Source organism: Ramlibacter sp. MAHUQ-53 (genome assembly GCF_052600055.1).
This window is the reverse complement of record NZ_JBQWTS010000002.1, coordinates 180,581-204,860: the sequence shown is the minus strand read 5'-3', so window position 1 is coordinate 204,860 and position 24,280 is coordinate 180,581. Positions and strand designations below refer to the sequence as shown.

General features: G+C 72.5%; 26 protein-coding genes. 15 read left to right on the top strand and 11 right to left on the bottom strand.

Going from position 1 to position 24,280, the window contains the following annotated elements; genetic code table 11:
• Positions 1 to 12: 12 nt before the first annotated feature.
• Positions 13 to 1,950: an AMP-dependent synthetase/ligase gene (locus ACT80S_RS04365; protein ID WP_377413112.1), complete on the bottom strand. Its 1,938-nt coding sequence runs from the start codon at positions 1,948 to 1,950 to the stop codon at positions 13 to 15.
• A gap of 219 nt (positions 1,951 to 2,169) precedes the next feature.
• On the opposite strand from ACT80S_RS04365, the gene ACT80S_RS04360 reads away from it, so the two are divergent.
• Together ACT80S_RS04360 and ACT80S_RS04355 are read left to right on the top strand one after the other, a co-directional pair.
• Positions 2,170 to 3,183 (top strand): glycoside hydrolase family 5 protein, encoded by a 1,014-nt coding sequence (locus ACT80S_RS04360; protein ID WP_377413109.1) that lies wholly within the window; start codon positions 2,170 to 2,172, stop codon positions 3,181 to 3,183.
• Between the two features lie 83 nt (positions 3,184 to 3,266).
• On the top strand, positions 3,267 to 3,545 hold the full coding sequence (locus ACT80S_RS04355; RefSeq protein ID WP_377413106.1) for a hypothetical protein: 279 nt from the start codon (positions 3,267 to 3,269) through the stop codon (positions 3,543 to 3,545).
• Between the two features lie 24 nt (positions 3,546 to 3,569).
• Here ACT80S_RS04355 and ACT80S_RS04350 read toward each other — a convergent pair whose 3' ends face one another.
• On the bottom strand, positions 3,570 to 4,865 hold the full coding sequence (locus ACT80S_RS04350) for a hemolysin family protein (RefSeq protein ID WP_377413103.1): 1,296 nt from the start codon (positions 4,863 to 4,865) through the stop codon (positions 3,570 to 3,572).
• Between the two features lie 26 nt (positions 4,866 to 4,891).
• On the opposite strand from ACT80S_RS04350, the gene ACT80S_RS04345 reads away from it, so the two are divergent.
• On the top strand, positions 4,892 to 5,728 hold the full coding sequence (locus tag ACT80S_RS04345) for a symmetrical bis(5'-nucleosyl)-tetraphosphatase (protein ID WP_377413100.1): 837 nt from the start codon (positions 4,892 to 4,894) through the stop codon (positions 5,726 to 5,728).
• A 143-nt stretch (positions 5,729 to 5,871) separates the two neighbouring features.
• Here ACT80S_RS04345 and ACT80S_RS04340 read toward each other — a convergent pair whose 3' ends face one another.
• The 3 genes from ACT80S_RS04340 to ACT80S_RS04330 form a co-directional block, all read right to left on the bottom strand.
• On the bottom strand, positions 5,872 to 7,320 hold the full coding sequence (locus tag ACT80S_RS04340; protein ID WP_377413097.1) for a DEAD/DEAH box helicase: 1,449 nt from the start codon (positions 7,318 to 7,320) through the stop codon (positions 5,872 to 5,874).
• A gap of 106 nt (positions 7,321 to 7,426) precedes the next feature.
• Complete coding sequence (locus ACT80S_RS04335) at positions 7,427 to 8,038, bottom strand: OmpW/AlkL family protein (RefSeq protein WP_377413094.1); 612 nt, start codon at positions 8,036 to 8,038, stop codon at positions 7,427 to 7,429.
• A gap of 175 nt (positions 8,039 to 8,213) precedes the next feature.
• On the bottom strand, positions 8,214 to 9,299 hold the full coding sequence (locus ACT80S_RS04330) for a transporter (RefSeq protein ID WP_377413090.1): 1,086 nt from the start codon (positions 9,297 to 9,299) through the stop codon (positions 8,214 to 8,216).
• A 112-nt stretch (positions 9,300 to 9,411) separates the two neighbouring features.
• On the opposite strand from ACT80S_RS04330, the gene pcp reads away from it, so the two are divergent.
• The 7 genes from pcp (at position 9,412) to ACT80S_RS04295 (ending at position 15,184) form a co-directional block, all read left to right on the top strand.
• Positions 9,412 to 10,068: a pyroglutamyl-peptidase I gene (gene pcp / locus ACT80S_RS04325; protein WP_377413886.1), complete on the top strand. Its 657-nt coding sequence runs from the start codon at positions 9,412 to 9,414 to the stop codon at positions 10,066 to 10,068.
• A gap of 9 nt (positions 10,069 to 10,077) precedes the next feature.
• Positions 10,078 to 10,929 (top strand): 3',5'-nucleoside bisphosphate phosphatase, encoded by an 852-nt coding sequence (locus tag ACT80S_RS04320; protein WP_377413087.1) that lies wholly within the window; start codon positions 10,078 to 10,080, stop codon positions 10,927 to 10,929.
• Positions 10,926 to 11,816, top strand: coding sequence for a DMT family transporter (locus ACT80S_RS04315; RefSeq protein WP_377413083.1), 891 nt, complete (start codon positions 10,926 to 10,928; stop codon positions 11,814 to 11,816). The genes ACT80S_RS04320 and ACT80S_RS04315 overlap by 4 nt, the downstream gene beginning before the upstream one ends.
• A 44-nt stretch (positions 11,817 to 11,860) precedes the next feature.
• Entirely contained in the window at positions 11,861 to 12,496 is a 636-nt protein-coding gene (locus tag ACT80S_RS04310) for an L-threonylcarbamoyladenylate synthase (RefSeq protein ID WP_377413081.1), read from the top strand.
• A 42-nt stretch (positions 12,497 to 12,538) separates the two neighbouring features.
• The gene (locus ACT80S_RS04305) at positions 12,539 to 13,207 is read left to right on the top strand and encodes a site-2 protease family protein (RefSeq protein ID WP_377413078.1); all 669 of its coding nucleotides are present in this window, start codon (positions 12,539 to 12,541) and stop codon (positions 13,205 to 13,207) included.
• A gap of 14 nt (positions 13,208 to 13,221) precedes the next feature.
• Positions 13,222 to 14,511 (top strand): tryptophan--tRNA ligase, encoded by a 1,290-nt coding sequence (locus tag ACT80S_RS04300; protein ID WP_377413076.1) that lies wholly within the window; start codon positions 13,222 to 13,224, stop codon positions 14,509 to 14,511.
• Between the two features lie 79 nt (positions 14,512 to 14,590).
• Positions 14,591 to 15,184, top strand: a complete 594-nt coding sequence (locus ACT80S_RS04295) for a response regulator transcription factor (RefSeq protein ID WP_377413073.1) — start codon at positions 14,591 to 14,593, stop codon at positions 15,182 to 15,184.
• Here the strand turns inward: ACT80S_RS04295 and ACT80S_RS04290 are convergent.
• The gene (locus ACT80S_RS04290) at positions 15,163 to 16,554 is read right to left on the bottom strand and encodes a sensor histidine kinase (protein WP_377413070.1); all 1,392 of its coding nucleotides are present in this window, start codon (positions 16,552 to 16,554) and stop codon (positions 15,163 to 15,165) included. The genes ACT80S_RS04295 and ACT80S_RS04290 overlap by 22 nt on opposite strands.
• A gap of 46 nt (positions 16,555 to 16,600) precedes the next feature.
• Positions 16,601 to 17,986, bottom strand: a complete 1,386-nt coding sequence (rpoN, locus tag ACT80S_RS04285) for an RNA polymerase factor sigma-54 (protein ID WP_377413067.1) — start codon at positions 17,984 to 17,986, stop codon at positions 16,601 to 16,603.
• 417 nt (positions 17,987 to 18,403) lie between these two features.
• Between rpoN and ACT80S_RS04280 the strand changes: the two genes are divergently transcribed.
• The 5 genes from ACT80S_RS04280 (at position 18,404) to ACT80S_RS04260 (ending at position 21,210) form a co-directional block, all read left to right on the top strand.
• Positions 18,404 to 18,637, top strand: a complete 234-nt coding sequence (locus ACT80S_RS04280; RefSeq protein ID WP_377413064.1) for a hypothetical protein — start codon at positions 18,404 to 18,406, stop codon at positions 18,635 to 18,637.
• A gap of 18 nt (positions 18,638 to 18,655) precedes the next feature.
• Complete coding sequence (locus tag ACT80S_RS04275) at positions 18,656 to 20,014, top strand: sigma 54-interacting transcriptional regulator (RefSeq protein ID WP_377413061.1); 1,359 nt, start codon at positions 18,656 to 18,658, stop codon at positions 20,012 to 20,014.
• A 92-nt stretch (positions 20,015 to 20,106) separates the two neighbouring features.
• Positions 20,107 to 20,358, top strand: a complete 252-nt coding sequence (locus tag ACT80S_RS04270; RefSeq protein ID WP_377413058.1) for a KGG domain-containing protein — start codon at positions 20,107 to 20,109, stop codon at positions 20,356 to 20,358.
• A 106-nt stretch (positions 20,359 to 20,464) separates the two neighbouring features.
• Entirely contained in the window at positions 20,465 to 20,701 is a 237-nt protein-coding gene (locus ACT80S_RS04265) for a hypothetical protein (RefSeq protein WP_377413055.1), read from the top strand.
• A gap of 29 nt (positions 20,702 to 20,730) precedes the next feature.
• A complete protein-coding gene (locus tag ACT80S_RS04260; protein ID WP_377413051.1) occupies positions 20,731 to 21,210 on the top strand; it encodes a hypothetical protein in 480 nt (159 codons plus the stop codon).
• Here the strand turns inward: ACT80S_RS04260 and ACT80S_RS04255 are convergent.
• Genes ACT80S_RS04255 through ACT80S_RS04240 form a run of 4 tightly spaced genes read right to left on the bottom strand, consistent with a single transcriptional unit; the run spans position 21,156 to position 24,277 of the window.
• Positions 21,156 to 21,608: a type II 3-dehydroquinate dehydratase gene (locus tag ACT80S_RS04255; protein ID WP_377413048.1), complete on the bottom strand. Its 453-nt coding sequence runs from the start codon at positions 21,606 to 21,608 to the stop codon at positions 21,156 to 21,158. The two genes, ACT80S_RS04260 and ACT80S_RS04255, sit on opposite strands and share 55 nt — an antisense overlap.
• 17 nt (positions 21,609 to 21,625) lie before the next feature.
• Entirely contained in the window at positions 21,626 to 22,339 is a 714-nt protein-coding gene (locus ACT80S_RS04250) for an SDR family oxidoreductase (protein WP_377413045.1), read from the bottom strand.
• Positions 22,332 to 23,204 carry a sugar phosphate isomerase/epimerase family protein gene (locus ACT80S_RS04245; RefSeq protein ID WP_377413042.1) on the bottom strand — a complete coding sequence of 291 codons (873 nt, stop codon included), beginning with the start codon at positions 23,202 to 23,204 and terminating at the stop codon, positions 22,332 to 22,334. The genes ACT80S_RS04250 and ACT80S_RS04245 overlap by 8 nt, the downstream gene beginning before the upstream one ends.
• Positions 23,201 to 24,277, bottom strand: a complete 1,077-nt coding sequence (locus ACT80S_RS04240; protein ID WP_377413039.1) for a Gfo/Idh/MocA family protein — start codon at positions 24,275 to 24,277, stop codon at positions 23,201 to 23,203. The genes ACT80S_RS04245 and ACT80S_RS04240 overlap by 4 nt, the downstream gene beginning before the upstream one ends.
• Positions 24,278 to 24,280 lie beyond the last annotated feature (3 nt).

Genomic DNA, 24,280 nt, shown 5'->3' with positions numbered 1-24,280 from the left:
CGGTCTCGATCTTCATGCTGCGGCCTTCAGGGGCGGGAAGGTCTGGGTGTCGGCGATCTTCAGCGTGGCGCTCACGCTGCCGGTGCGGCCGTCCTCGAACTTCACCTGGGTCTCGATGAACTGCTCGGACTTGCCGCCGTACAGGGCGTCGACCAGCACCGCGTACTTCTCGGCGACGAATCCGCGGCGGACCTTGTTGGTGCGCGTGAGTTCGCCGTCGTCGGCGTCCAGCTCCTTGTGCAGGACCAGGAAGCGGTGGACCTGCGAGCCGGCCAGGCGCTCGTCGTTGGCGAGATCGGCGTTGACCTGCTCGACGCAGTCCTTGATCAGGGAGTAGACCTCGACCTTGCCCGCCAGGTCGGTGTAGCCGGCATAGGGCAGGTTGCGGCGCTCGGCCCAGTTGCCCACCGCGTCGAAGTCGATGTTGATCATGGCGCAGACGCGGTCGCGCCCGTCGCCCACGGCCACGGCTTCCTTGATGTGGGGGAAGAACTTGAGCTTGTTCTCGATGTACTTGGGCGCGAACATCGAGCCGTCGGCCATGCGGCCCACGTCCTTGGCGCGGTCGATGATCTTCAGGTGGCCCTGCGCGTCGAGGAAGCCGGCGTCGCCGGTGCGGTACCAGCCGTCCTCGGTGCGCACCTCGGCGGTGGCCGCCGGGTTCTTGTAGTACTCCTTGAGCAGGCCGGGCGACTGCACCAGGATCTCGCCGGAGTCGGAGACCTTGATCTTCACGTCGCGGCAGGGCACGCCCACGGTGTCGGCCTTGACCTCGTGGTCCGGCTGCATGCAGACGAACACCGCGGTCTCGGTGGAGCCGTACAGCTGCTTCAGGTTGATGCCGATGGCGCGGTAGAAGGTGAAGAGGTCGGGGCCGATGGCCTCGCCCGCGGTGTAGGCCACGCGCACGCGGGACATGCCCAGGTTGTTGCGCAGCGGGCCGTAGACCAGCAGGTCGCCGATGGCGTACTTCACACGGTCCAGGAACGAGACGGCCTTGCCGTCACGCAGTGCGGGGCCGACGCGGCGCGCGACGCCCATGCAGGCATGGAACATCCGGCGCTTGATGGCGCCCGCATCCTCCATGCGGATCATCACGCTCGTGAGCAGGCCCTCGAACACGCGCGGCGGCGCGAAGTAGTAGGTGGGGCCGATCTCCTTGAGGTCGATCATCACCGTGCCGGCGGACTCGGGGCAGTTCACCACGTAGCCGCAGGCCAGCCACTGGGCATAGGAGAAGATGTTCTGGCCGATCCACGCGGGCGGCAGGTAGGCCAGCACCTCCTCCTTCTCGGTGAGGCGGTCGAACTCGGCGCCGGCGCGGGCGCGATCGAGCAGCGAATGGTGCGTGTGCACCACGCCCTTGGGCGTGCCGGTGGTGCCGGAGGTGAAGAACATGGCGGCGACGTCGCCGCCGCGGCCCTGGGCCACCTCGCCCGCGTAGAAGGCGGGATGCTGGCCGGCGAAGACCTTGCCGGCCGCCACCAGCTCGTCGACCGAGCTCAGGCCCGGGTCGGTGTAGTTGCGAAGGCCGCGCGGGTCGTCGTACCAGATGTGCGTGAGCTGCGGGCACTGCTCGCGCACCTCGATCAGCTTGTCCACCTGCTCCTGGTCCTCGACCATCGCGAAGCGCACGCCGGCGTTGTTGATCGGGAAGACGCACTCGGGCGCCGCGGCGTCCTGGTACAGGGGAATCGGGATGGCGCCGAGGGACTGCGCGGCCAGCATGGTGGCGTACAGGCGCGGGCGGTTGGCGCCGATCACGACGAGGTGCTCGCCGCGCGCCAGGCCGGCCTGGTGCAGGCCGCAGGCGATGTGCTCGACGAGCGAGGCCAGCTTGGACCAGGTCAGCGTCTGCCAGATGCCGTATTCCTTCTCGCGCAGGGCGGCGCGATCGCCGCGGTCGCGGGCATGCTGCTGCAGCAGTTGCGGGAATGTCTCTTGGGTCATTCTTGTGCTTCCAGAGCCTCGGGGGCGGACACGCAGGTCCACGATGGCTGGATTCTGTTCGCCGCGGGGAGGCGCGGACTGTTCGGGCGTGGACAGTTCCGGCTAGGACAAACCCTGAACGAAAAACGCCTCGTAACCTCGGCCGCGCAAGGCTCGCGTCAGGATGACGGCATGGGCCTGCTCGCGCGGTGCGCCGCGCACCTCCTCCTCGTTGTCACGTTGACCAGCGCTTCGCCGGCCTGGGGCGAGTCGCGGATGGCCTGCCACGCGGTCAGCCGCGCGGCCTGCGAGACTGCGCGCGCGCTGGGCCGCGGCATCAACCTGGGCAACATGCTCGAGGCCCCGCGCGAGGGCGACTGGGGCGTGCGCGCCGAGCCGGCGCTGGTGGCCCTGGCGGCGCGGCACTTCCGCACGGTGCGCGTGCCGGTGCGCTGGAGCAACCATGCCGCGCCCGGCGCCGACGCGACGATCGACGAGGCCTTCGCGCGGCGCGTGGACACGGTGGTCGACGCGCTGCTGGCGCGCGGCGCGTGGGTGATCGTCAACCTGCACCACTACAGCCAGGCCACCGGCGGCGCGCTGCACCCGCGCGAGTTCGCGGTGGACCCCGCGGTGGTGGACGAGCGCCTGGTAAACCTGTGGCGGCAGGTGGCGCGCCGCTACCAGGGCCGCCCGCCGCGCCTGCTGTTCGAGCTGTTCAACGAACCCAATGGCCGGCTCGAGGGCGAGGCCTGGAACCGGCTGGCCGCGCGCGCGCTGGCGGCGGTGCGCGAGACCAACCCGCGCCGGGTGGTGCTGGTGGGCCCGGGCGAGTGGAACCACCCGCGCGCCCTGCCCGCGCTGCGCCTGCCGCGCGATGCGAACCTGATCGCCAGCATCCACAGCTACGACCCGTTCGACTTCACCCACCAGGGCGTGCCCTGGCGGCCGCAGGTGCTGCCCACCGGCCAGGCCTGCTGCAGCGAGGCCCAGCGCGCCCAGGTGGCGCGCGCGCTCGACGACGCGGTGCGCTGGAGCCGGGCCCAGGGCGTGCCGCTGCACCTGGGCGAGTTCGGCGCCTACCGCGCGGGCGACCTGGCCTCGCGCGCGGCCTACGCCCGGCTGGTGCGCGACGAGGCCGAGCGCCGGGGCATCGGCTGGGCCTGGTGGGAGCTGGCCTCCGACTTTTCCGGGGTGTGGGACCCCGCGGCGGGGCGCTGGGTGGAGCCGCTGCGGCGGGCGCTGCTGGACTAATACCTTCGGCTTGCGCAATCGACCTAGCGCGGTGGAGGCAGAACCACTAAGGCGCCGGCGCGGGGGCCGCCCACACTGTCTCCATGGCCCATCCTTCCATCGACAACCGCTCCTACCGGCTCAAGCGCTGGCCCGACCTCCCGGACGGCCTGCGGATCGCGCCGATCTACCGGATCCTGTCAACGATGACGGTCAAGCCCGTCAGCCGTCGGTGGATCCGCGACCACTCGCCCCTCACCGACCGCGACGTGGATGCACTCCTTGCTGTCCTGGGCTCGGCAGTCGTCGAGACGCAACTACCCACCCTGACCCAGGCCTTGGGTGGGTCCAACACCAGCCTTCGACCCGCCCTCGCCTGGTAAGGCGCCGCGCGGCCGCGGGGCCTGTCAGGCGGCGGCCGCCGGGGGCAGCGGCAAGGCCAGCACCTTGTCGATGCGGCGGCCGTCGAGGTCCACCACCTCGAACAGCCAGCCGCCGCAGTCGATGCGCTCGCCCGTCGACGGCAGGTGCCCCGACACCGCCATGAGCAGGCCGGCCAGCGTGTTGTAGCGCCCGCGCTCCTCGTCGGGCAGCTCCTTGATGTCGAGGCGGGCCTTGAGCTCGGACACCGGCATCAGGCCGTCCAGCAGCCACGAGCCGTCGTCGCGCGGCGTGGCCCAGGCCTCGGCCTGCACCACCGGCTTGAGCTCGCCGGTGATGGCCTCCAGCAGGTCATGCGGGGTCATCAGGCCCTGCACCACGCCGTACTCGTCCACCACGAACACCATCCGCGCGGCATGCGCGCGGAACTGCTCCAGCAGCTCCAGGCCGGTCAGGGTCTCGGGCAGGAAGGCCGCCGCCACGGCATGGGCCGCCACCGGGCGGTCGTCACCCGGGTCGAGCGCCAGCAGGCGGGCGATGCTCACCACGCCCACCACGTCGTCCAGCGAGCCGCGGCACACCGGGTACCAGGAGTGCGCGCCGGCGCGCCCGGCCTGGGCCAGCGCCTCGCGCACCGGCAGGCCGGCGTCCAGCCACTCGATGTCGGTGCGCGGCAGCATCATCGACACCAGGGTGCGCTCGTCGAGGTGGAACACGTTCTGCACCATCTGGCGCTCGTGCTGCGCGAAGACGCCGGCGTCCACGCCCTCCTCCAGGCTGTGCGAGAGCTCCTCGTGGGTGATGGTGCGCTCGCGCCCGGTGTCGATGCGCAGGACCTTGAGCACCGCCTGCGTGGCCGCCGACAGCGCGCGCACGAAGGGCCCCGCCGCCCGCGCCAGGCCGGCCATGGGCCGCGCGACCCAGCGCGCCACGGTCTCGGGATAGAGCTGGCCGATGCGCTTGGGCACCAGCTCGCCGAAGATGATGGTCACGAAGGTGATGATCGCCACGACGATGCCCGTCGCGGCGATGCCCGCCGGCTTCGGCCCGGCCCCCAGGTCCATGAGCCACTGCGCCAGGCCGGCGCTGAAGGCCGCCTCGCCCACGATGCCATTGAGCACGCCGATGGAGGTGATGCCCACCTGCACCGTCGACAGGAACTGCGTGGGCTGCTCCATCAGGCCGAGCGCGGCGCGAGCGCCGGGGTCGCCGGCCTCGGACATGGCGGACAGGCGCGCCTTGCGGCTGGAGGCCAGGGCCATCTCGGACATGGCGAACACGCCGTTGAGGACCGTCAGCAGCGCGATGAGGAGGACATCCATCGAGGGGGAAGGGGAGAATCGGGGCCATGGCACTCTACCTGATCGGCGACGTGCAGGGCTGCGACGCAGCCCTGGGCCGCCTGCTGCACAAGATCGACTTCTCCCCCAGCCGCGACACCCTCTACCTGCTCGGCGACCTGGTGAACCGCGGGCCCGACTCCGACGCCGTGCTGCGCCGCCTCATGGGCTACGGCAGCTCGGCGCGCTGCCTCCTGGGCAACCACGACCTGAGCCTGCTGGCGGTGGCCCAGGGCTTTCGCACGCCGCACCCCGGCGACACGGTGGACCGGGTGCTGCAGGCGCCCGACCGCGAGGCCCTGCTCGAGTGGCTGCGCCACCAGCCGATGGCCCTGCGCGCGCACGGGCTGCTGATGGTCCATGCCGGCGTGCTGCCGCAGTGGGACGTCGCGCAGGTGATGGCCCTGGCGGGCGAGGTGGAGGCGGTGCTGCGCGGGCCGGACCATGTGGCCTTCCTCGGCAGCATGTTCGGCAATCAGCCCGATCGCTGGGACGACGCCCTCACCGGCACCGACCGGCTGCGGGTGGTGGTGAATGCGCTGACGCGCCTGCGCTTCTGCTCGCCCGAGGGCGTCATGCACCTCAAGGCCTCGGGCCGGCCGGACCAGGCGCCCGAAGGCACCCTGCCCTGGTTCGCGGTGCCGGGCCGGCGCACGGCGGGCACCCCCATCGCCTGCGGCCACTGGTCCACCCTGGGCGTGCTGCTGCGCCCGGACCTGCTGGCCCTGGACTCGGGATGCGTGTGGGGCGGCTGCCTCTCCGCGCTGCGGCTGGAGGCCGACCCGGACCGGCACGAGCTGATCCAGGTCGTCTGCGAACAGTCCCAGTCGCCAGGCGGCGACTGAACGTGGCGGCTGGACGTGGCGGCTGGACGTGGCGGCTGGACGTGGCGGCTGGACGTGGCGACTTAGCGCGGCGCTGCCGGCGGCACGCCGGGCTGCAGCGAGGGCCGGCGCGCCGGCCAGGCGGCCGGCATGCCGGCGGCGGCTCAGGCGGCCGGCGTCGCGGGCGCTGCGGCCTTGAACAGGGCCGCGACCTTGCGCTTGGTCTTGATGTTGGACGAGACGCGGCTGGTCGCCGGCTTGGCGGCCGTCTCCCAGGCGGGCGCGGCCGCCTCGGCGGGGGCGGTGGCCTCGTAGGGCCGGTCGAAGAACGGGTCGCGCGGCGCGGCGGGCGGGCGCGGCGCGCGGGGCTCGCGCGGGCGCTCCTGCGCGGCGCGCGGCTCGCGGGGGTCCCGCTCATCACGGTCACGCCAGGTGCGGCGGCCATCGTTGATGCGGCCGCGCGGGCGGTCTTCCTCGAACTCGACGGCCTCGAGGTCCAGCTTCTTCTTCAGCAGCTTCTCGAGGTCGGCGACGAGTCGGCCGTCGCTGCCCGAGACGAAGCTCACCGCCAGGCCCGAGGCGCCGGCGCGGCCGGTGCGGCCGATGCGGTGCACGTAGTCCTCGGGGTTGAAAGGGATGTCGAAGTTGAACACCGCCGGCACGTCCTTGATGTCCAGGCCGCGGGCGGCGACGTCGGTGGCCACCAGCAGCTGGACCTCGCCGGCCTTGAAGGCGGCCAGCGCCTTCAGGCGCTCGTCCTGGCTCTTGTCGCCGTGCAGGGCGGTGGTCTTGAAGCCGTCACGCTCCAGCGAGCGCGCCAGGCGGGCGCAGCCGAGCTTGGAGTTGACGAAGACGAAGGCCTGGCGCACCTCGCGCTGGCGCACGATCTGGGTCAGGGCGCGGCGCTTGTCGTCGTCGAGCACGCTGTAGAAGTGCTGTTCGACGGTGGAGGCGGTCTCGTTCGGGCGGGCCACCTCGATGGTGACCGGGTCGTTCAGGTAGCTGCCGGCCAGGCGCTTGATCTCGGGCGAGAAGGTGGCCGAGAACAGCAGCGTGGTGCGCTGCTTGGGCAGGTAGGACAGGATGCGCTGCAGGTCGGGCAGGAAGCCGATGTCCAGCATGCGGTCGGCCTCGTCGAGCACCACGTACTCGACCTGGTTGAGCACCGCGTTCTTGGCCTCGATGTGGTCCAGCAGGCGGCCGGGCGTGGCGACCAGCACCTCGACGCCCTTCTTCAGCTCCAGCGTCTGGGGCTTCATGTCCATGCCGCCGAACACCACGGCGCTGCGCAGGTTCGTGTACTTGGCGTAGAGCTTGATCTGCTGGGCGACCTGGTCGGCCAGCTCGCGGGTGGGCAGCAGCACCAGGGCACGCACGGGGTGGCGGGCCGGGGAGGTGGACGTGTTCTCGTGCTTGAGCAGGCGTTGCAGCAGGGGCAGCGAGAAGGCAGCGGTCTTGCCGGTGCCGGTCTGGGCGGCGCCCATGACGTCCTTGCCGGTCAGGACCACCGGGATGGCCTGGGCCTGGATGGGCGTCATGTTCTCGTAGCCCATGTCGGCCACGGCACGCTTCAGGGGCTCGGCCAGCGAGAGGGAGGAATAGGGAGCAGTCATCTCAACCCCGGATTGTCGCATCTGGGGGGCGGGCGGGGGCAGGACAGGAAAAAGGGGCGGGTCTGCCGACCCGCCCCCCGCACCCTGGAAGGGATGCGCTTGCGGCTTAGAAGCGGTAGCCCACGCCCACGCCCAGCAGCCACGGGTCCAGCTTGACGGCGCTGACCTTGGAGCCGCCGGCGAACACGTCGGAGCGGATCTGGACCTTCTTCAGGTCGAGGTTCAGGGACCAGTTCTTGTCCAGCTTGTAGTCCACGCCCGCCTGCACGGCCAGGCCGAAGGACTGGTTCTCCAGGTCGCCGGCGCCGCCCAGCAGCTTGACGCTGCTGATGCGGGTGTAGTTCACGCCGGCGCCGAGGTAGGGGCTGACCTGGGCGGCCGGGCTGAAGTGGTACTGCACGGTCAGCGTGGGCGGCAGGTGCTTGAAGGTGCCCACGTCGGTGCCGGCGATGCTCACCGTCTGCTTCTGCGGGATGGTCAGGACCAGCTCGGCGGCGATGTTCGGGGTCACGAAGTAGGTGATGTCCACCTCGGGGATGGTCTTGTTGTTGACCGTGATCTGGTCGGCACCGACGCCCAGGGCGGGAATGGCCTCCGACTTGTCGGCCATGTTCAGGTGCACGGCGCGGGCGCGGACCAGCCAGGGGCTCTGCTGGGCCAGGGCATGGCCGGCGAAGCCGAGGGCGGCGAGGGCGAGGAGGACAGAGGTCTTTTTCATCTTGGGTTTCTCCAGTTTCCGATGGGCCAAGGGAAAACCCCTGGTCGAATCGACTGTAAAAGTCGCCCGACCCCACGAATTGACGCAGGTCAACCCCGCCACCGCCGGTTGCGGCAGCGCAACAAGTCAATTTGACGAATATCAAGCCACCCCGGCCGGCCGGGGCGCCGCGGGCTCAGAAGAGCCGGGCGAGGCGCACCTGCAGGTAGCGCCCGTGGCGGGCGTTGCGCGAGTCGGTGGTGGCCATGTAGTTCACGCTCAGGCCGGTCTCGATCACCGGGATCTGGGCCGAATAGAACACGCCCAGGTGCGAGGCCCGCAGGCGGTTGCCGCCCCGGGGACTGCCGCTGTCGTCCTGCACCTGCTGCACGTGGATGCCCTGCAGCCCCAACGCACCCCAGCGGGTGAGGCCGCCGGCGGCGCCCTCCAGGCTCAGCCAGTTGCCGCCGCGCACGCCGGTGTCGTCATTGCGGTTGCTGATCCCGTAGGTCATGCGCCCGCCCAGCGAGACCTCGGGCGACGGCAGCCACACCGCCTGGACGACCGGGCGCAGCGTGTAGAACTTGCCCAGGCTGACATCGGTGCCGGCGGCAGGGTCGAAGCGGCCGGTGGGCACCACCAGCGAGGCGCCGGCCTGCAGGCGCAGGGGCTCGGTGCGGCGCATCCAGCCGAATTGCAGCTCCACGTCGCCCACGCCCTCGACGGCGGTCGACTCGGCCGTCCCCAGCGCCGCGAGCTGGCCCTGGTACAGGGTGTTGAACGTGGCGCCGGCCCCGGCGCGCAGGGCGGGACCGACCGTGGGCTGGAAGCTCAGCGCCGGGGTCGGCCCGGAGACCCGGCTCTTCTGGGCCTTGCGCGCCGCGTAGGGCAGGTTCAGGCCCACCACCCAGCGCTCGTCGCCGCGCTCGGCGGGCGTGATGCGCGCCAGCAGCAGGTTGTACTGGGTGAGTTCGCCGGTCGTGTCCACCTGCGGCGAGGTGGCCGGGAAGGTGGGGTTCTGCGCCGCCGGCGCCGGCAGGGTGCCGCCTGGCACGTTCAGCCGGACCACGCCGCCGTCCGGGCCGGTGATCTTGTCCAGCCGCGCATCGGAGCGCACCAGGCCGACCGCCACGCCCCGCAGGTCGACCGGGGCGAACAGCTCGCCGCCCAGGGTGCCGGCCAGGTTGTAGCGCACCTGGAAGCCCTCGGCCGCGCCGGCCGGGCCGGCCACCACCGCACAGGCCAGGGCCAGGCTTCGGAGCGTCAGGGGAAGGTGGGGCATGGGGTCCTGAATCAATTCGTTTCGTGAATTACAGCCAACTCATCAATAGTAGGCAAGCCCCCGCGGTCCGGACCTGGGCGCGGGCCTGCGGTAGAGTGACCCGATGTCCACCTTGCCGCGCATCCTGCTGACCGGGTTCGAGCCGTTCGACGGGCAGGCGCTGAACCCGAGCGCGCAGGCCGTCAGGGCCCTGGACGGCGAGCGCGTGGCGGGCCTCCAGGTGGTGTCGGCGGTGCTGCCGACGGCCTTCGGCGCCTCGCTGGCGCGGCTGGACGCCCTGCTCGAGGCGCATCGGCCGGCGCTGGTGCTGGCCTGCGGCCAGGCCGGCGGGCGCGCCGCCCTCTGCCTGGAGCGGGTGGCCCTCAACCTCGACGACGCGCGCATCCCGGACAACGCCGGCGCCCGCCCGATCGACCGGCCGGTGGTGCCCGGCGCGCCCGCGGCCTACTTCGCCACCCTGCCGGTCAAGGCCATGCGCGAGGCGCTGCGCGCCGCCGGCCTGCCCGCCGAGGTGTCCCTGAGCGCCGGCACCTTCGTCTGCAACCACGTCTTCTACGGCCTGATGCACCGGCTGGCGCAGCCGCGACTGGCCGCCACGCGCGGGGGCTTCATGCACCTGCCGTGGCTGCCGCAGCAGGGCGAGCCCTCGCTGGCGCTGGAGCGCAGCGTGCAGGGCCTGCGCCTCGCGCTGGACTGCGCCGCCCGGGTGCGGCAGGACCTCGACATCGACGCCGGCACGCTCCACGGCGCGCCAGCGGACGCAAACTAAAATCGCAACGTGTCCATCCTCAACGCCGACCTGCACTGCCACTCCGTCGTCTCCGACGGCACCCTCACCCCGGAGGCGCTGGCGCAGCGCGCGGCCGCCAACGGCGTCGAGCTGTGGTCGCTGACCGACCATGACGAGGTCGGCGGCCAGCACCGCGCCCTCGCCGCCGCCCGCGACGCCGGCATGAAGTACCTCACCGGCACCGAGATCTCGGTGACCTTCGCCGGCCAGACCGTGCACATCGTCGGCCTGGGCTTCGACGCCGACGACGCCGCCCTGCGCCAGGGCCTGGCCGCCACCCGCGGCGGCCGCGGCGAGCGCGCGCAGGAGATGTCGCAGCAGCTGGCGCAGGTGGGCATCCAGGGCGCCTACGAGGGCGCCCTCAAGTACGTGGGCAACCCCGAGCTGGTCTCGCGCACCCACTTCGCCCGCTTCCTCGTGGAGGCCGGCGTGTGCCGCGACACCGGCGAGGTGTTCCGCCGCTACCTCACCGAGGGCAAGCCCGGCTTCGTGCCGCACCGCTGGGCGAAGCTGGCCGACGCGGTGGGCTGGATCACCGCTGCCGGCGGCATCGCGGTGATCGCCCACCCGGCCCGCTACGACTTCAGCGCCAACGAGGAATACGCCTTCTTCTCCGAATTCAAGGCCCATGGCGGGCGCGGCGTCGAAGTGGTCACCGGCAGCCACACCGCCGCCGAATACGTGAAGTACGCCGACATGGCGCGCGAGTTCGAGCTCGCCGCCTCCCGCGGCAGCGACTTCCACAGCCCCGGCGAAAGCCACACCGACCTGGGCCAGCTGCCCTGGCTGCCCGGCGGCCTCACGCCGGTGTGGGAGCTGCTGGCGGACCGCGTCCAGTGATACGCACCGGCACCCGCCCGGGGCGCGTGGTGGCGGGCATCACGATGTGCCTGGCGGCCACCGTGTTCTTCGCCTCGATGGACTCCACCTCCAAGGTGGTGATGCTCGCCGGCGTGCCGACGCTGCTGGCCGTGTGGGCCCGCTACCTGGTGCAGGCCGTGCTGACCACCGCCTTCGTGCTGCCCATGGGCGGCCCCGGCATCCTGCGCACCCGCGCGCCGCTGATGCACCTGGTGCGCGGCCTGCTGCTGGCGACGACCACGGTGATCCTGTTCGTCGCCATGCACTACATGCCGGTCGGCGAGTTCACCGCCATCGTGCTGGTCGCGCCGCTGGTGATCACGCTGATGGCCGGCCTGTTCTTCAAGGAGCATGTCTCGCCCCTGCGCTGGAGCCTGGTGGCCGGCGGCTTCACCGGCACGCTGGTGATCCTGCGGCCGGGCGGCGAGGCCTTCACGCTGGCGATGCTGCTGCCGCTGGTGCACATCGCGGCCAACACCGCCTTCCAGCTGATCACGAGCCGCATGGCCCGCACCGAGAACCCGCTGACCATGCACCTGTACACCAGCTGGGTCGGGGCGCTGGTGGTGATGCCGCTGCTGCCCTGGGTCTGGGGCGCCGCGGTCTCGCCGGCGATGTGGGGGCTGATCGCCCTCATGGGCGTGCTGGCCGCGGTCGGCCACCTGCTCCTGATCCTGGCCTACCAGCGGGCGCCGGCGGCCGCGCTGATGCCCACCATGTACGCGCAGATCGCCTTCGCCATGGCGGCCGGCTGGATCCTGTTCGACCATGTGCCGGACGGCTGGTCCTTGCTGGGGATGGCGCTGATCGCGCTGTGCGGCGTGGGCGGCGCGGCGCTGACGGTGTTCGAGCAGCGCCGGGCCTGACCCGCCGCGAGCGCGGACAATCACGGCATCCAGGCATTCCTTCCATGGCCCAGTACTTCGAAGTCCATCCCGACAACCCGCAGGCGCGGCTGCTGAAGCAGGCCGTGGCCCTGCTCGAACGCGGCGGCGTGGTCGCCGTGCCCACCGATTCCAGCTACGCCCTGGTCTGCCACCTGGACGACAAGTCCGCGGTGGACCGCCTGCGCCAGATCCGCGGGGTGGACGAGAAGCACCACCTGACGCTCCTGTGCCGGGACCTGAGCGAGCTGGCCAGCTACGCCCGGGTGGACAACCGCCAGTACCGCCTGCTCAAGGCCGCCACGCCCGGCGCCTTCACCTTCATCCTCGAGGCCACGAAGGAAGTGCCGCGGCGCGTGAGCCACCCCCAGCGCAAGACCATCGGCCTGCGGGTGCCCGAGCACACCGCGCTGCAGGCGCTGCTGGCGCTGCACGGCGCGCCGCTGCTGGCGACCACGCTGATCCCGCCCGGCGAGGACCTGCCCCTGAACGACGCCCACGAGATCCGCGAGCGCTTCGAGCACCCGGTCGCCGCGGTGATCGACGCCGGCGCCTGCCCCTCCCAGCCCACCACCGTGGTCGACCTCACCCCCATGGGCGACGGCGGGGAGGCGGTGGTCCTGCGCGAGGGCCGCGGCGACGTCGCCCTGCTCGGTCTCTGAGCCGGCGCAGGGGTCACGGACCGCTCTGAGACAATCCACCCCGTGGATTTCAACGCCCTCGTCCAGAAAGTCCTGGTCTACGCCCTGCCGGTGCTGTTCGCCATCACCGTGCACGAGGCCGCCCACGGCTACGCCGCCCGCCTGTTCGGCGACCCCACCGCCACGCAGATGGGGCGGGTCACGCTCAACCCCCTGCCCCACATCGACCCGGTCGGCACCATCCTGATGCCGCTGCTGCTGTATTTCGCCACCGCGGGCGCCTTCCTTTTCGGCTACGCGCGCCCGGTGCCGGTGGACTTCAGCCGCCTGCGCCGCCCCAAGCGGGACATGATCTGGGTGGCCCTGGCCGGGCCCGCCGCCAACTTCGCGCAGGCGATCCTGTGGGCGGTGGGCTTCACGCTGATGGCGGCCGCCGGCATCGACGAGCCCTTCTTCGTCGAGATGTGCCGCGCCGGCGTGCTGGTGAACCTGGTGATGTGGGCCTTCAACCTGTTTCCGCTGCCGCCCCTGGACGGCGGCCGCATCCTGGTGGGCCTGCTGCCGCGGCGGCCGGCCGTGGCCGTCGCCCGCCTGGAACCCTGGGGCTTCTTCATCGTGATGGCCCTGGTGGTGGTCGGCGTGGTCGGCTCGCTGTGGCTGCGCCCCCTGATCGCCCTGGGCTATTCCGCCCTGAACCTGCTGCTGGCGCCGCTGCACGCCCTGCTTCCCTGACCTCTTCGCCGCGCATGACCGCTCCCGTCCGCTACCTCACCGGCATCACCACCACCGGCACGCCCCACCTGGGCAACTACGTGGGCGCCATCCGCCCCGCCGTGCAGGCCAGCCGCCGCCCCGGCACCGAGAACTTCTACTTCCTGGCCGACTACCACGCCCTGATCAAGTGCGACGAGCCGGCCCGCATCCAGCGTTCCACGCTGGAGATCGCCGCCTGCTGGATCGCCGCCGGCCTGGACCCGGACAAGGTCTTCTTCTATCGCCAGTCCGACATCCCCGAGATCCCCGAGCTGACCTGGTTCCTGACCTGCGTCACCGGCAAGGGCCTGCTCAATCGGGCCCACGCCTACAAGGCCTCGGTGGACAAGAACAGCGCCGACGGGAAGGACCCCGACGCCGACGTCACCGCCGGCCTGTTCATGTACCCGGTGCTCATGGCCGCCGACATCGTGATCTTCAATGCGCACCAGGTGCCGGTGGGCCGCGACCAGGTCCAGCACATCGAGATGGCGCGCGACATGGCCTCCAGCTTCAACCACCTCTACGGCGAACACTTCACCCTGCCCGAAGCCGTGGTGGACGAGTCGGTCGCCACCCTGCCCGGCCTCGACGGCCGGAAGATGAGCAAGAGCTACGACAACACCATCGCCCTGTTCGCGCCGCCGGAGGTGATTCGCAAGCAGATCGCCGGCATCGTCACCGACTCGCGCGCGCCGGGCGAGCCCAAGCAGACCGAGGGCTCGGCCCTCTTCCAGATCTACCAGGCCTTCGCCACGCCCGAGGAAACCGAGGCGCTGCGAAAGCTGTACGCCGAAGGTATTGCCTGGGGCGACGCCAAGCAACTCCTGTTCGAACGCATCGACCGCGAGATCGCGCCGATGCGCGCGCGCTACCAGGAGCTGATCGCCCACCCAGCCGAGGTCGAGCGCATCCTGCAGGAGGGCGCCCGCAAGGCCCGCGCCCTGGCCACGCCGCTGCTGGCCCGGGTGCGCCAGGCCGTGGGGCTGCGCAACCTGGCCAGCCAGGCCGCCGCCCCCGCGAAAAAGCAGGAGAAGGCCGCGCTGCCGGTGTTCAAGCAGTACCGCGAGGCCGACGGCCAGCACTATTTCAAGCTGGTCGAGCCGGGCGGCCGCACGCTGCTGCAAAGCCGCGGCTTCGCCTCGCCCCGGGACGCCGGCCAGCTGGTGGCCCGTCTCAAGGCCGAGGGATTGCCCGGCCTGGAAGGCCTGGTGGATTGTTGCGAGGGCGTGACGCGGGACGAGGTTAAGGCAGCGCTATCGCTATTTAACGAGCCGGCTTAATCCAGCTCTGCTATAAAGCCGGACGCAGGTCATCCTTTACGTTCCGTTACCCATGCAGGCCCAGAAACCCACCTCCCCGATGAATCTATTCGTGATCGACGATCACCCGCTGATGCGGGAGGCCGTGGTCATGCTGCTGCGCCGCCTGCGTCCGGGAGCCAACGTGGTCGAGCTCGACCGCATGGGCGGCCTCGATGCCGCGGTGCGCCAGCACGGCGCGCCCGACCTGATCTGCCTGGACCTGAAGCTGCCCGACACCACCGGCACCTCGGGCGTGCACGAGATCAAGAACCTGTTCCCCGGCACGCCCCTGGCCGTGCTGTCGGCCTCGCCCGCCTCCGATGCCGAGGAGATCTGCATCGACGCCGGCGCCGACATCTACATCGAGAAGTCGTCCGGCGCCGGCGAGATCGGCAACGCGCTGCGCGCCCTGCTGGCCGCCGACGGCCAGTTCGAGGAGCTCGCGCCCACGGACAACAAGCTGTCCAAGCGCCAGAAGCAGCTCATCGTCATGCTGGACCGCGGCCTGTCCAACCGCGAGATCGCCGACGAACTCGGCATCTCCGAGCACACGGTGAAGGTCCACCTGTGGCGCCTGTTCCGCCGCCTGGGCGTGAAGAGCCGCACCCAGACCATCCACTACGCCCGCGTTCACGGCCTCCTGGCCAGCTGATCCATAGACGCGGCCCGGGCGAACGCCTGGTCCGGGTCGCTGGGCTTCATCTCCAGCCGGAATACCGTGCCCCGGCCCGGCCGCGAGGCCAGGTCGACCGGGTGGCCAAGGATGTGCGAGAGCCGGGCCACGATGTACAGGCCCAGGCCGAAGCCGTCTTCCGTGCCGGCATGCACCGGCACCTTGTAGAACTCCCGGAACACGTCGCGCTGGTGCGACTGAGCGATGCCCACCCCGGTGTCCCACACCTCGATGCGCGGCGCGCCCCAGGCATGGCGCACCGCCAGCAGCACGCTGCCCTCGGGCGTGTACTTGATCGCGTTCGAGACCAGGTTGCCGACGATCCGGCGCAGCAGGATCGCGTCGGACTGCACCACCCCGCCCGCGGTGCGCACCCGGAACTCCAGGCCCTTGGCCTCGGCCAGCGGGCGGTACTGCACCTCCATTTCGCGCAGCAGCTGGTCCAGCCGGACCTCGGTGAGGTTCAGGCGGATCTTGCCGGAGTCCAGCCGCACCAGGTCGAACAGCGAATCGAACAGCGCGTTCACCGCCTTGGTCGACTCGAGGATCTTGGGCGCGATCTCGTGCACCAGCTCCGGCTCGCTGGCCAGCCAGTCGGCGTAGAGGCCCAGGGCGTGCACCGGCTGGCGGATGTCGTGCGTCGCGCTGGCCAGGAAGCGGTTCTTGATTTCCACCGCGTCCAGCGCCGCCTGCGTCTGGCGGGTGAGCGACTCGATCAGCTGGCTGTTGCGGTACTGCAGCTCGAAGTTGCGCCGGCTGCCCTGGTGCAGGCGGCGCGCCGCCTGGCGCAGCACCTGCCAGAAGATCAGCATCAGGCCGATCAGCCAGTAGTGGATGTAGGGACTGCCCATGGGCACGTCCACGCCCACGCGCCAGGCCAGGATGAACACGGTGGTGGCCATGAGCGTGTCCACGTAGGCACGCGCGCAGCGCAGGTGGCCGGACAGGCTGTTGACCGCGAACATCGCGATGCCGGCCATCATCAGCCAGCACATGAACTGCGTCGCCAGGCTGGTGCTGTCGAAGAACAGCAGCGCCACCGAGGCCCAGGAGAAGGCGCTGACCGACCACACATGGCGCCAGCGGTTGAAGTAGGCCAGCTGCGCCACCGGGTCGTCGCCCGGGATGCGCAGGCTGTAGTGCCGCATCACCAGCATCCGCGCCATCGCCACGGCCACCGCGGCCACCGTCCAGGCCGCCAGGGCCGCCCCGTGGGCCTCGCCCCACAGCACCCCCACGTAGACCGGGATGATCAGCCACGTCGCCAGCTGGGTGTTGCGCGCGATGCGGATCAGGTTGCGCACCAGCTCGGCATCGACCCACTGGGTCTCGGTCGGCGTATAGGTCACTGCAGGGTGGACGGGCGTCATGGAGGGGGATGCAATCCCGCCTAGTCTATCGAATGGATGAGTAGCGCCTGTCCGCGGGCTCGATGCGCATCTGCTGGCGGTACTTGGTGACGGTGCGCCGCGCCACCTGCAGGCCCTGGCGCTCCAGGGCCTGGGCCAGGGCCACGTCGGACAGCGGGGCCTCGCGCGGCTCGGCGGCCACGAGCTCGCGGATCAGCCCGCGGATGGCGGTCGGCGAGCAGGCGCCGCCGCCGGCGGTGGCCAGGCCGCGCGAGAAGAAGTACTTCAGCTCGAACAGCCCGCCGGGCGTGGCCATGAACTTTTGGTGGCTCACGCGCGAGACGGTGGACTCGTGCACCCCGACCGCCTGGGCGATCTCGCGCAGCGCCAGCGGCTTCATCGCCATCGGCCCGTAGGCCAGGAAGCGGTGCTGGCGCTGCACGATGGCGCGGGCCACCGCGAGGATGGTGGCGAAGCGCTGGTCCACGTTGCGCACCGTCCAGCGCGCCTCCTGCAGCTGCGCGCCGAGCTCGCCGCCGCAGGCCGCGCGGTGGCGCGCGAACAGGTCGGCGTAGCGGTCGTTCACGCGCACGCGCGGCACCACCGCGGGGTTGAGCGAGGCCACCCACTGGCCCTGCCGGCGGCGCACCACCACGTCGGGCGTGACATGGGACGCCTGCGCCCCGCCCTGGCGCCAGCCGGGCCGCGGGTCGAGCCGGCGGATCGCCTGCACCGCGGCCTCCACCTGCGCCCGCGGCGCGCGCAGGCGCCGCGCCAGGGTGGCGATGTCGCGCCCCGCCAGCGCGCCCAGGTGGCCGGCGACGATGGCCATGGCCAGCGCGCGCAGCGGCGCGGGCAGCGGCGCCGGCGCGAGCTGCAGCAGCAGGCACTCGGCCACGCCGCGCGCGCCCACGCCGGCCGGATCCAGCGCCTGCACCCGGCGCAATGCGATGGCCAGCTCGCTGTCGTCGGGCGGCGGCCGCAGCGCCAGCGGCGCAGCCGCCTCGGGCAGCGCCATGCGCAGGTAGCCGTCGTCGTCCACCGCATGGGCGAGCGCCAGGGCGAGCGCGCGGTCGCGCGGCGGCAGGGGCAGCAGCCGCAACTGACCGCACAGGTGCTCGGCCAGCGTGGCGGGGGCCTGCAGCGTCTCCAGCAGGCCCCCGCCAGGCTCGCCGCGCGCCTGCGGCAGCGGCTCGGCGCCCCAGCCGTCCTCGGGCGGGCCGTCGTCGCGGGGATCGTCGAGCGGCTCGAAGGCCTCGCCGGGGCCGAACCCGTCGAGCGGCTCCAGGAAGGGGTTGGTGTCCAGCTGCTGGCGCAGCACCTGGGCGTAGTCCTGCGACGACATCTGCAGCAGGCGCACCGCGCGCTGCAGGCGCGGCGACAGCGTGGTCGCCAGCGCCGGCGCGGCATGCAGGGCGAGCGACGGGTTCACGGCGCCTCCGGGCGCGGCGCGGGACGCGCCATCGACGCCATCGACGCCATCGACGCCATCGACGCAAGTGACGCAAGTGACGCAAGTGACGCAAGTGACGCAAGTGACGCAAGTGACGCAAGCAGAGCAGGTGCCGCAGGCGACGGGGTCGGCAGGATCGGGCCAGGCATCCCCATGCCACGCAACCGGCGTGCCGCGCGGCCGCGCGCCCCACGCCTGCTCACACCTGAGACCCGCCGTGACCGCACCGCCGGGCGCGGCGCGGACCTGCGTCACACCCGCGGGACGGCCGCGCGGCGGCAGGGCGTGCCTGCCGCGGCGGCTGGCGCGCCGGACCGGTAGTCCTTGCCGCAAGGCCGGGGTTACAGGCGGTTGCCCCCGTGCCTCATTCCAGCCCGTGCGAAGTAGTCTGGGAGCATGAACCCGACCACGCCCCCGGCCCCGGCCGGCGACATGCGCGACCCGGCCCTGGCGCGCTGGCGCCACGCCCTGCGCGGGCCGCTGGGCGCGCTGCTGGCGGCGGCCGAGGTCCTGCAGGCCGCGCCCCCGCACAGCGCCGCAGCGGGCGAGGCGCGGCGCGTCATCGCCCGCCAGGCCCGCCGCCTGGCCTGGATGATCAGCGCCCCCCCGGGCGAGGCCGACCCCGACTGAGCCCGCTCGCAGCACCCGATGGACCACGCCCTGATCGTCGAGGACGACGCCGACGCCGCCCGCATGGTCGCCACCCTGGTTGGCGGCCTGGGCTGGTCCGCCGCCACCGCGCCCTCGCTGCTCGACGCGCGCCGGCAGATGGCGCTGCACCAGCCCGACCTGCTGCTGCTGGACCTGCGCCTGCCCGATGGCAACGGCCTGGCCCTGCTGGAGGACGAGGACGACCTGCGCGGCCACGCCGAGGTCGTGTTCATGACGGGCCATGCCAGCCTCGAATCCTCGATCGCCGCGCTGCGGCATCGCGCGGTGGACTACCTGATCAAGCCGGTCAGCGCCGGCGCGCTGCAGGGCAGCCTCGCGCGGCTGCTGCGCCCCGCGCAGCGCGAGGCGCAGGCCCGGGCGGCGCAGCGCGCCGTCGGCGAGGACCTGGCGCGCACCGGCCGCTTCGGCCACCTGGTGGGGCGCAGCGAGTGCATGCGCCGCGTCTACGCGCAGGTCGCGCGGGTGGCGGGCACCTCGGTCACGGTGCTGGTCACCGGCGAGAGCGGCACCGGCAAGGAGCTGGTGGCGCGCACCGTGCACGACATGAGCCGGCGCGCGGGCAAGCCGTTCCTGGCGGTGAACTGCGGCGCGATCTCGCCGCACCTGATCGAGAGCGAGATCTTCGGCCACGAGCGGGGCAGCTTCACCGGCGCGGAGCGCCAGCACCAGGGCTTCTTCGAGCGCGCGCACGGCGGCACCCTGTTCCTCGACGAGATCACCGAGATGCCCACCGCGCTGCAGGTCAAGCTGCTGCGGGTGCTGGAGTCGGGCACCTTCATGCGCGTGGGATCGACCGCGGCGCAGGAGGCCGACGTGCGCCTGGTCGCCGCCAGCAACCGGGACCTCGAGCGCGCGGTGGCCGAGGGGGCGCTGCGCGAGGACCTGCTGTACCGGCTGAACGTCTTCCCCATCGAGATGCCGCCGCTGCGCGAGCGCGCCGACGACCTCCCGCTGCTGGCGGCGCATTTCCTGCGCCAGATCGGCGAGCGCGAGGGCGCGCTGCGCCAGGCCACGCCGCAGGTGCTGGCCCGCTTGGCGCAGTACCGCTGGCCCGGCAACGTGCGCGAGCTGCGCAACGTGCTGCAGCGCGCCTGGGTCATGGCCGCCGGCGACGTGATCGGCGAGGACTGGCTGCCGCGCGACCCGCCCGCGCAGGCCCCGGCCGCACAGGCCGGCACGCTGGCGGTGGCCCTGGGCATGCCGCTGGCCGCGGTGGAGCGGCAGGTGATCCTGGCGACGCTGGCGCACCACGGCCACCACCGCGAGCGCACGGCCGCCGCGCTGGGGGTGAGCCTGAAGACCCTCTACAACCGGCTGAAGGACTACGGGCTCTGAGGGCCCGGCGCGCCGGACGGCGGCCTCGCGGGCACGCCCGTTGCCATGGACGGGGCGGGACACCGTCGTCCGACCCTGAAAGGAGCCACGCCATGACCCTGCCCGACTCCCACGCCCCAGCCGGCGATGCCCTGCCCGCGCGCCGCGGGCTGCGCGGGTTCGCCGCCATGGACCCCAAGCGCCAGCGCGAGATCGCCAGCCTGGGCGGCCGTGCGGCACACCAGAGCGGCCATGCCCACGAATTCACCAGCGAGGAGGCGCGCGCCGCAGGCAAGAAGCGCCACCAGCGGGCGCAGGCCGCGCGGGCCGAGGGCGCGTCCGCCGCCGGCCGCCCCGGGCGCTGACGGCTGTAGGAGCGGGCGCGGGGCGGCCGCGCCGCGCGCTGACACGGCCGGCCTCGCGGGGCTGCCTAGGATGCGCCCCACCCCGCCCCCCGGAGAGGAACGCCCCGTGCCCGCGACCGACGACCCCCTGGCCCACGCCTGCCGCGACCTGTGGCGCGCCACCTTCTCGCTGATGAAGGCCTACCCGCAGGCGGCCGGCCCGGCCCAGCGCACGATGCTGGCGCGCCGCATCGCGCGCAACTTCCACACGCTCACGGCGCAGGCGGCCCACTTCGCGCCCGGCAGCCGCGGCGCCTTCGCGCGGCTGGCGCGCCGCTGGGCCGGGCTGGCCGGCTGGCACTGAGGCCCCGGGGCACCATGGACCCGCCCGCCATGACCGGACTCGCCTACCACCTGGCCTGGATGGGGCTGGGCCTGCTGCTGGCCGCGGGGCTGAGCGCCTGGCTGGTGGCGCGGGTCGGCCAGCACGCGCGGCGCGAGGCGCAGGCGCGCGGCCTGCTCTCGGCGCTGCGGCTGTACGCGCTGTGGCTGGCGGCCCAGCGCAGCGGGCTGGGCGGCGCGGTCGAACGCGCCTCGGTCGCCGCGGCGCTGCGCCGGGCCCAGGCCTGCGCGGGTCCGCTGGGGCCGCGCGTGGCCCGCGCGGTGGCCGACCTGGCGCAGGCCGACGACGCGATCGAGCGGCTGTCGCACCGGCAGCGGTCGCTGCGCCGGGACGACCCGGAGGCCTGGCTGGACTCGGACCACGAGGCGCAGCTCGCCGCCCTGCGGCAGCGGCAGGAGGCCGCGCTCCAGGCGGCTCAGGCGCTGGCCTTGTCCAACCGGCGCGCCATCCACTCCAGCGACATCGTGTAGCCGTCCGTGCCGAAGCCGGCCATCACCGCGGTCACCACGGGGGACATCAGCGAGTGGTGGTAGACCGCCTCGCGCGCATGCACGTTCGAGATGTGCAGTTCGACCTTGGGGCCGTCGAACATCTTGAGGGCGTCCATCAGCACGACGGAGGAAAAGGTCAGGCCCGCGGGATTGATGATGATGCCGTCGGCCTTGCCGTCGCAGGCCTCGTGCACGCTCTCGACCAGCGCGCCCTCGAAGTTGGTCTGGCGGAACACCAGCTCCAGGCCGAGCGAACGGGCCTTGGCCTCGCAGCGCTCGCGCACCTGGTCCAGGCTCTGGTTGCCGTAGATGTGGGGTTCGCGCTTGCCCAGGCGGTTCAGGTTGGGACCATTGAGCAGGTAGATCGTGGAAGCCATGGAAGTCCTCGCAGGGTTCAGCCGATGGAGGCGCCGCCGTCCAGGGTGACGACGACGCCGGTGGCATAGGGGGTGGCCGCCAGCAGCAGCAGCTGGCGGGCGATGTCCGCGGGCTCGCCGACGCACCCCGCCGGGTACGCGGCGGCGGCACGCGCGAAGGCCTCGGCGCGGGCGGCCTCGGGCAGGCCGGCCCACATCTCGGTGCGCACCATCGCGGGGGAGACCGCGTTGACGCGCACCGGCTTGAGCTCGAGCGCGAGGCCGCGCACCAGGCTCTCCAGCGCGCCGTTGATGGCGCCCATGAGGGCGCGCCCGGGCGCGGGCCGCGTGGCCAGGAAGCCGGCGACCACGCCGAGCGAGCCGCCGGGCCGCAGGCGGGCGCTGCGCGCGACGCGGTAGAAGCCCCAGAACTTGCTGTCGAACGACGCCAGGGCCTGGGCCAGCGGCAGCTCGCGCACCGGCGCGATGCGCACGTCCGAGCCGGTCACGACGACATGGTCCCAGGGGGTGCCCTCGGCGAAGAAGGCCTCGACCGCGGCATCGTCGGTCACGTCGAGAACGGCGGTGCGCGCGCCGCCGCCCAGGGCCTCGCGCGCCGCCGCCAGCTTCGCGGGTGAACGCGAGGCCAGGGTCACGTCGGCGCCGAGTTGCAGGGCCAGCTGCGCGGTGGCCCGGCCGATGCCGGAGCTGCCGCCCACGCACAGCACGCGCTGGCCGGACAGGTCAATCATGCTGTTCTCCCAGCAAGCCGCGCAGGTAGCCGATGCTCGCCGCGATGGCGCGCTCGTCATCGCCGGGCGCGCGGTGGTGGTGGGGGTGCAGGTAGTCGATCTCCAGCGCCAGCAGGCCGTCGTAGCCCGCCTCGTGCAGCAGGCCGAGGACCGTCGGGAGGTCGACCAGCCCCTGCCCCAGCGGCACGCTGGGCCAGAAGGCGAAGGTGCGCGGGTTGCCGCGGTACGCCGCCACGTCCTTCACGTGGGTGGCGCGGGCCCAGGGCGCGAGCTTGCGCGCCACCTCCACCGGGTCTTCCAGCATGCGCAGGTTGTTGGCCGTGTCCAGGCAAACGCCCAGCGCGGGCGAGGCCACCGTCTCGAGCAGCTCGACGAGCTCGTCGGCCAGCAGGTCGATGTGGTTCTCGATGGCCAGCACCACGCCATGGCGCTCGCCCTCCTGCGCGGCCTCGCGCAGCATCGGCAGCAGCTGCCGGCGGTGCGTGTCCCAGTCGTCGGGGCGGGTGCGTCGGCCGCCGCAGCAGATGCGCATGACCCGCGCGCCGAGGTCACGGGCCACGCCGATGTGGCGCACCAGGTCGGCCAGCGCCTGCGGGTCGGCGCCGGACTGCAGGCCGCCCGGGTGGCCCCAGGCCCACACCCGCTGCAGGCCCGCGTCATCCAGCTTGCGGCGCAGCGCCGCCACCGCCGGCGCGCCGGTGTCGGCGAAGAAACAGGACTCCAGGGACACGCCGCCCAGGCCCAGCGCCTGCACGCGCGCCAGCACGTCGTCCACGGTGAAACGCCGGCCCGGGTCCTCCTCGAGGCCGGGGTAGACCTCGCCGAAGTACCGGTGGTAGCAGTACATGTCGATCGCGGGGATCATGCGACCTCGCCTGACGCCTCGGCGATGACCTCGTCCACCCGCACCGGCGCCCCGCTCGCGGCGGCCTGCTGGATCGCGTGGATCGTCGCCAGCGTGCGCATGCCGTCGCGCGCGCTGACCACGGGCGGCGCGCGGCGCGCGGCCACCGCCAGGAAGTGCGTGAGCTGGCGCTCGTAGGCGCTGGCCACCTCGCGCTGCACCTGATGGCACACCAGCGGGTCCTGCCAGCGGCCCTCGCCCTCGTGCTGCCAGCGCGCCAGCGTGGGCACGGCCAGCGAGGCGCGGCGACCGCCGATGAAATAGCAGTTCTCGCGCTGCGAGGGGAAGTACAGCGCCTGGCCGGAGCTGCCGTCCCAGGTGTAGGGCGAGGGCACGGCGTCGCTCAGGCTGAAGGTGCCCAGGGCGCCGTTGGCGAAGCGCAGGATCACCGCCGCGGTGTCCTCCACCGCGAAGCCGCGCGCATGGCTGGACACGCTGGCCTGCACCGTCTCCACCTCGCCGCACAGGAAGCGCAGGCAGTCGATGTCGTGGATCAGGTTGATCAGCAACGGTCCCCCGCCGGGGCGGCGGCGCCACTCGGCATCGAAGTAGCGCTCGTTCTTGTGCATCCACCACATGCCGTTGACGGTCACCAGCGGGCCGAGCTCGCCCTGGGTGATGGCGCGGTGGGCGGCGACGATGTCGGGGCTGTGGCGGCGCTGGTGGCCCACCAGGAGCGGCACGCCGCCGGCCTCCACCGCCTGCGCCAGGGCCAGCGCCGAGGCCAGCGTGTCGGCCACCGGCTTTTCCATCAGCATGGCCACGCCGTGCTCGATGCAGGCCAGGCCGGCCTCCAGGTGCAGCTGGTTGGGCAGGGCAATGATGGCGCCGTCCAGCGGCACCTCGCGCAGCATGCGGCGGTAATCGGCGTGGCAGGCCACGCCGCACTCGCGCGCCAGGGCCTCGCCCTCGGGCGTGACGTCGGCGATGGCGGCCAGCTCGGCGCCGGGGTGGCGGCGCAGCAGCGCCACGTGCTCGCGGCCGATCAGGCCGGCGCCGATCACGGCGATGCGCGCCCTGGTGGTCTCGGTCATGGC

Excerpts from the sequence above, each read along its gene's own strand:
- ACT80S_RS04300 (WP_377413076.1), top strand. The coding sequence starts at position 13,222 with ATGACCGCTCCCGTCCGCTACCTCACCGGCATCACCACCACCGGCACG.
- ACT80S_RS04310 (WP_377413081.1), top strand. The coding sequence starts at position 11,861 with ATGGCCCAGTACTTCGAAGTCCATCCCGACAACCCGCAGGCGCGGCTG.
- ACT80S_RS04240 (WP_377413039.1), bottom strand. The coding sequence starts at position 24,277 with ATGACCGAGACCACCAGGGCGCGCATCGCCGTGATCGGCGCCGGCCTG.
- ACT80S_RS04335 (WP_377413094.1), bottom strand. The coding sequence starts at position 8,038 with ATGAAAAAGACCTCTGTCCTCCTCGCCCTCGCCGCCCTCGGCTTCGCC.
- ACT80S_RS04260 (WP_377413051.1), top strand. The coding sequence starts at position 20,731 with ATGACCGGACTCGCCTACCACCTGGCCTGGATGGGGCTGGGCCTGCTG.
- ACT80S_RS04330 (WP_377413090.1), bottom strand. The coding sequence starts at position 9,299 with ATGCCCCACCTTCCCCTGACGCTCCGAAGCCTGGCCCTGGCCTGTGCG.
- ACT80S_RS04340 (WP_377413097.1), bottom strand. The coding sequence starts at position 7,320 with ATGACTGCTCCCTATTCCTCCCTCTCGCTGGCCGAGCCCCTGAAGCGT.
- ACT80S_RS04350 (WP_377413103.1), bottom strand. The coding sequence starts at position 4,865 with ATGGATGTCCTCCTCATCGCGCTGCTGACGGTCCTCAACGGCGTGTTC.
- ACT80S_RS04295 (WP_377413073.1), top strand. The coding sequence starts at position 14,591 with ATGAATCTATTCGTGATCGACGATCACCCGCTGATGCGGGAGGCCGTG.
- ACT80S_RS04275 (WP_377413061.1), top strand. The coding sequence starts at position 18,656 with ATGGACCACGCCCTGATCGTCGAGGACGACGCCGACGCCGCCCGCATG.
- ACT80S_RS04355 (WP_377413106.1), top strand. The coding sequence starts at position 3,267 with ATGGCCCATCCTTCCATCGACAACCGCTCCTACCGGCTCAAGCGCTGG.
- ACT80S_RS04250 (WP_377413045.1), bottom strand. The coding sequence starts at position 22,339 with ATGATTGACCTGTCCGGCCAGCGCGTGCTGTGCGTGGGCGGCAGCTCC.
- ACT80S_RS04345 (WP_377413100.1), top strand. The coding sequence starts at position 4,892 with ATGGCACTCTACCTGATCGGCGACGTGCAGGGCTGCGACGCAGCCCTG.
- ACT80S_RS04280 (WP_377413064.1), top strand. The coding sequence starts at position 18,404 with ATGAACCCGACCACGCCCCCGGCCCCGGCCGGCGACATGCGCGACCCG.
- ACT80S_RS04365 (WP_377413112.1), bottom strand. The coding sequence starts at position 1,950 with ATGACCCAAGAGACATTCCCGCAACTGCTGCAGCAGCATGCCCGCGAC.
- ACT80S_RS04255 (WP_377413048.1), bottom strand. The coding sequence starts at position 21,608 with ATGGCTTCCACGATCTACCTGCTCAATGGTCCCAACCTGAACCGCCTG.
- ACT80S_RS04245 (WP_377413042.1), bottom strand. The coding sequence starts at position 23,204 with ATGATCCCCGCGATCGACATGTACTGCTACCACCGGTACTTCGGCGAG.
- ACT80S_RS04270 (WP_377413058.1), top strand. The coding sequence starts at position 20,107 with ATGACCCTGCCCGACTCCCACGCCCCAGCCGGCGATGCCCTGCCCGCG.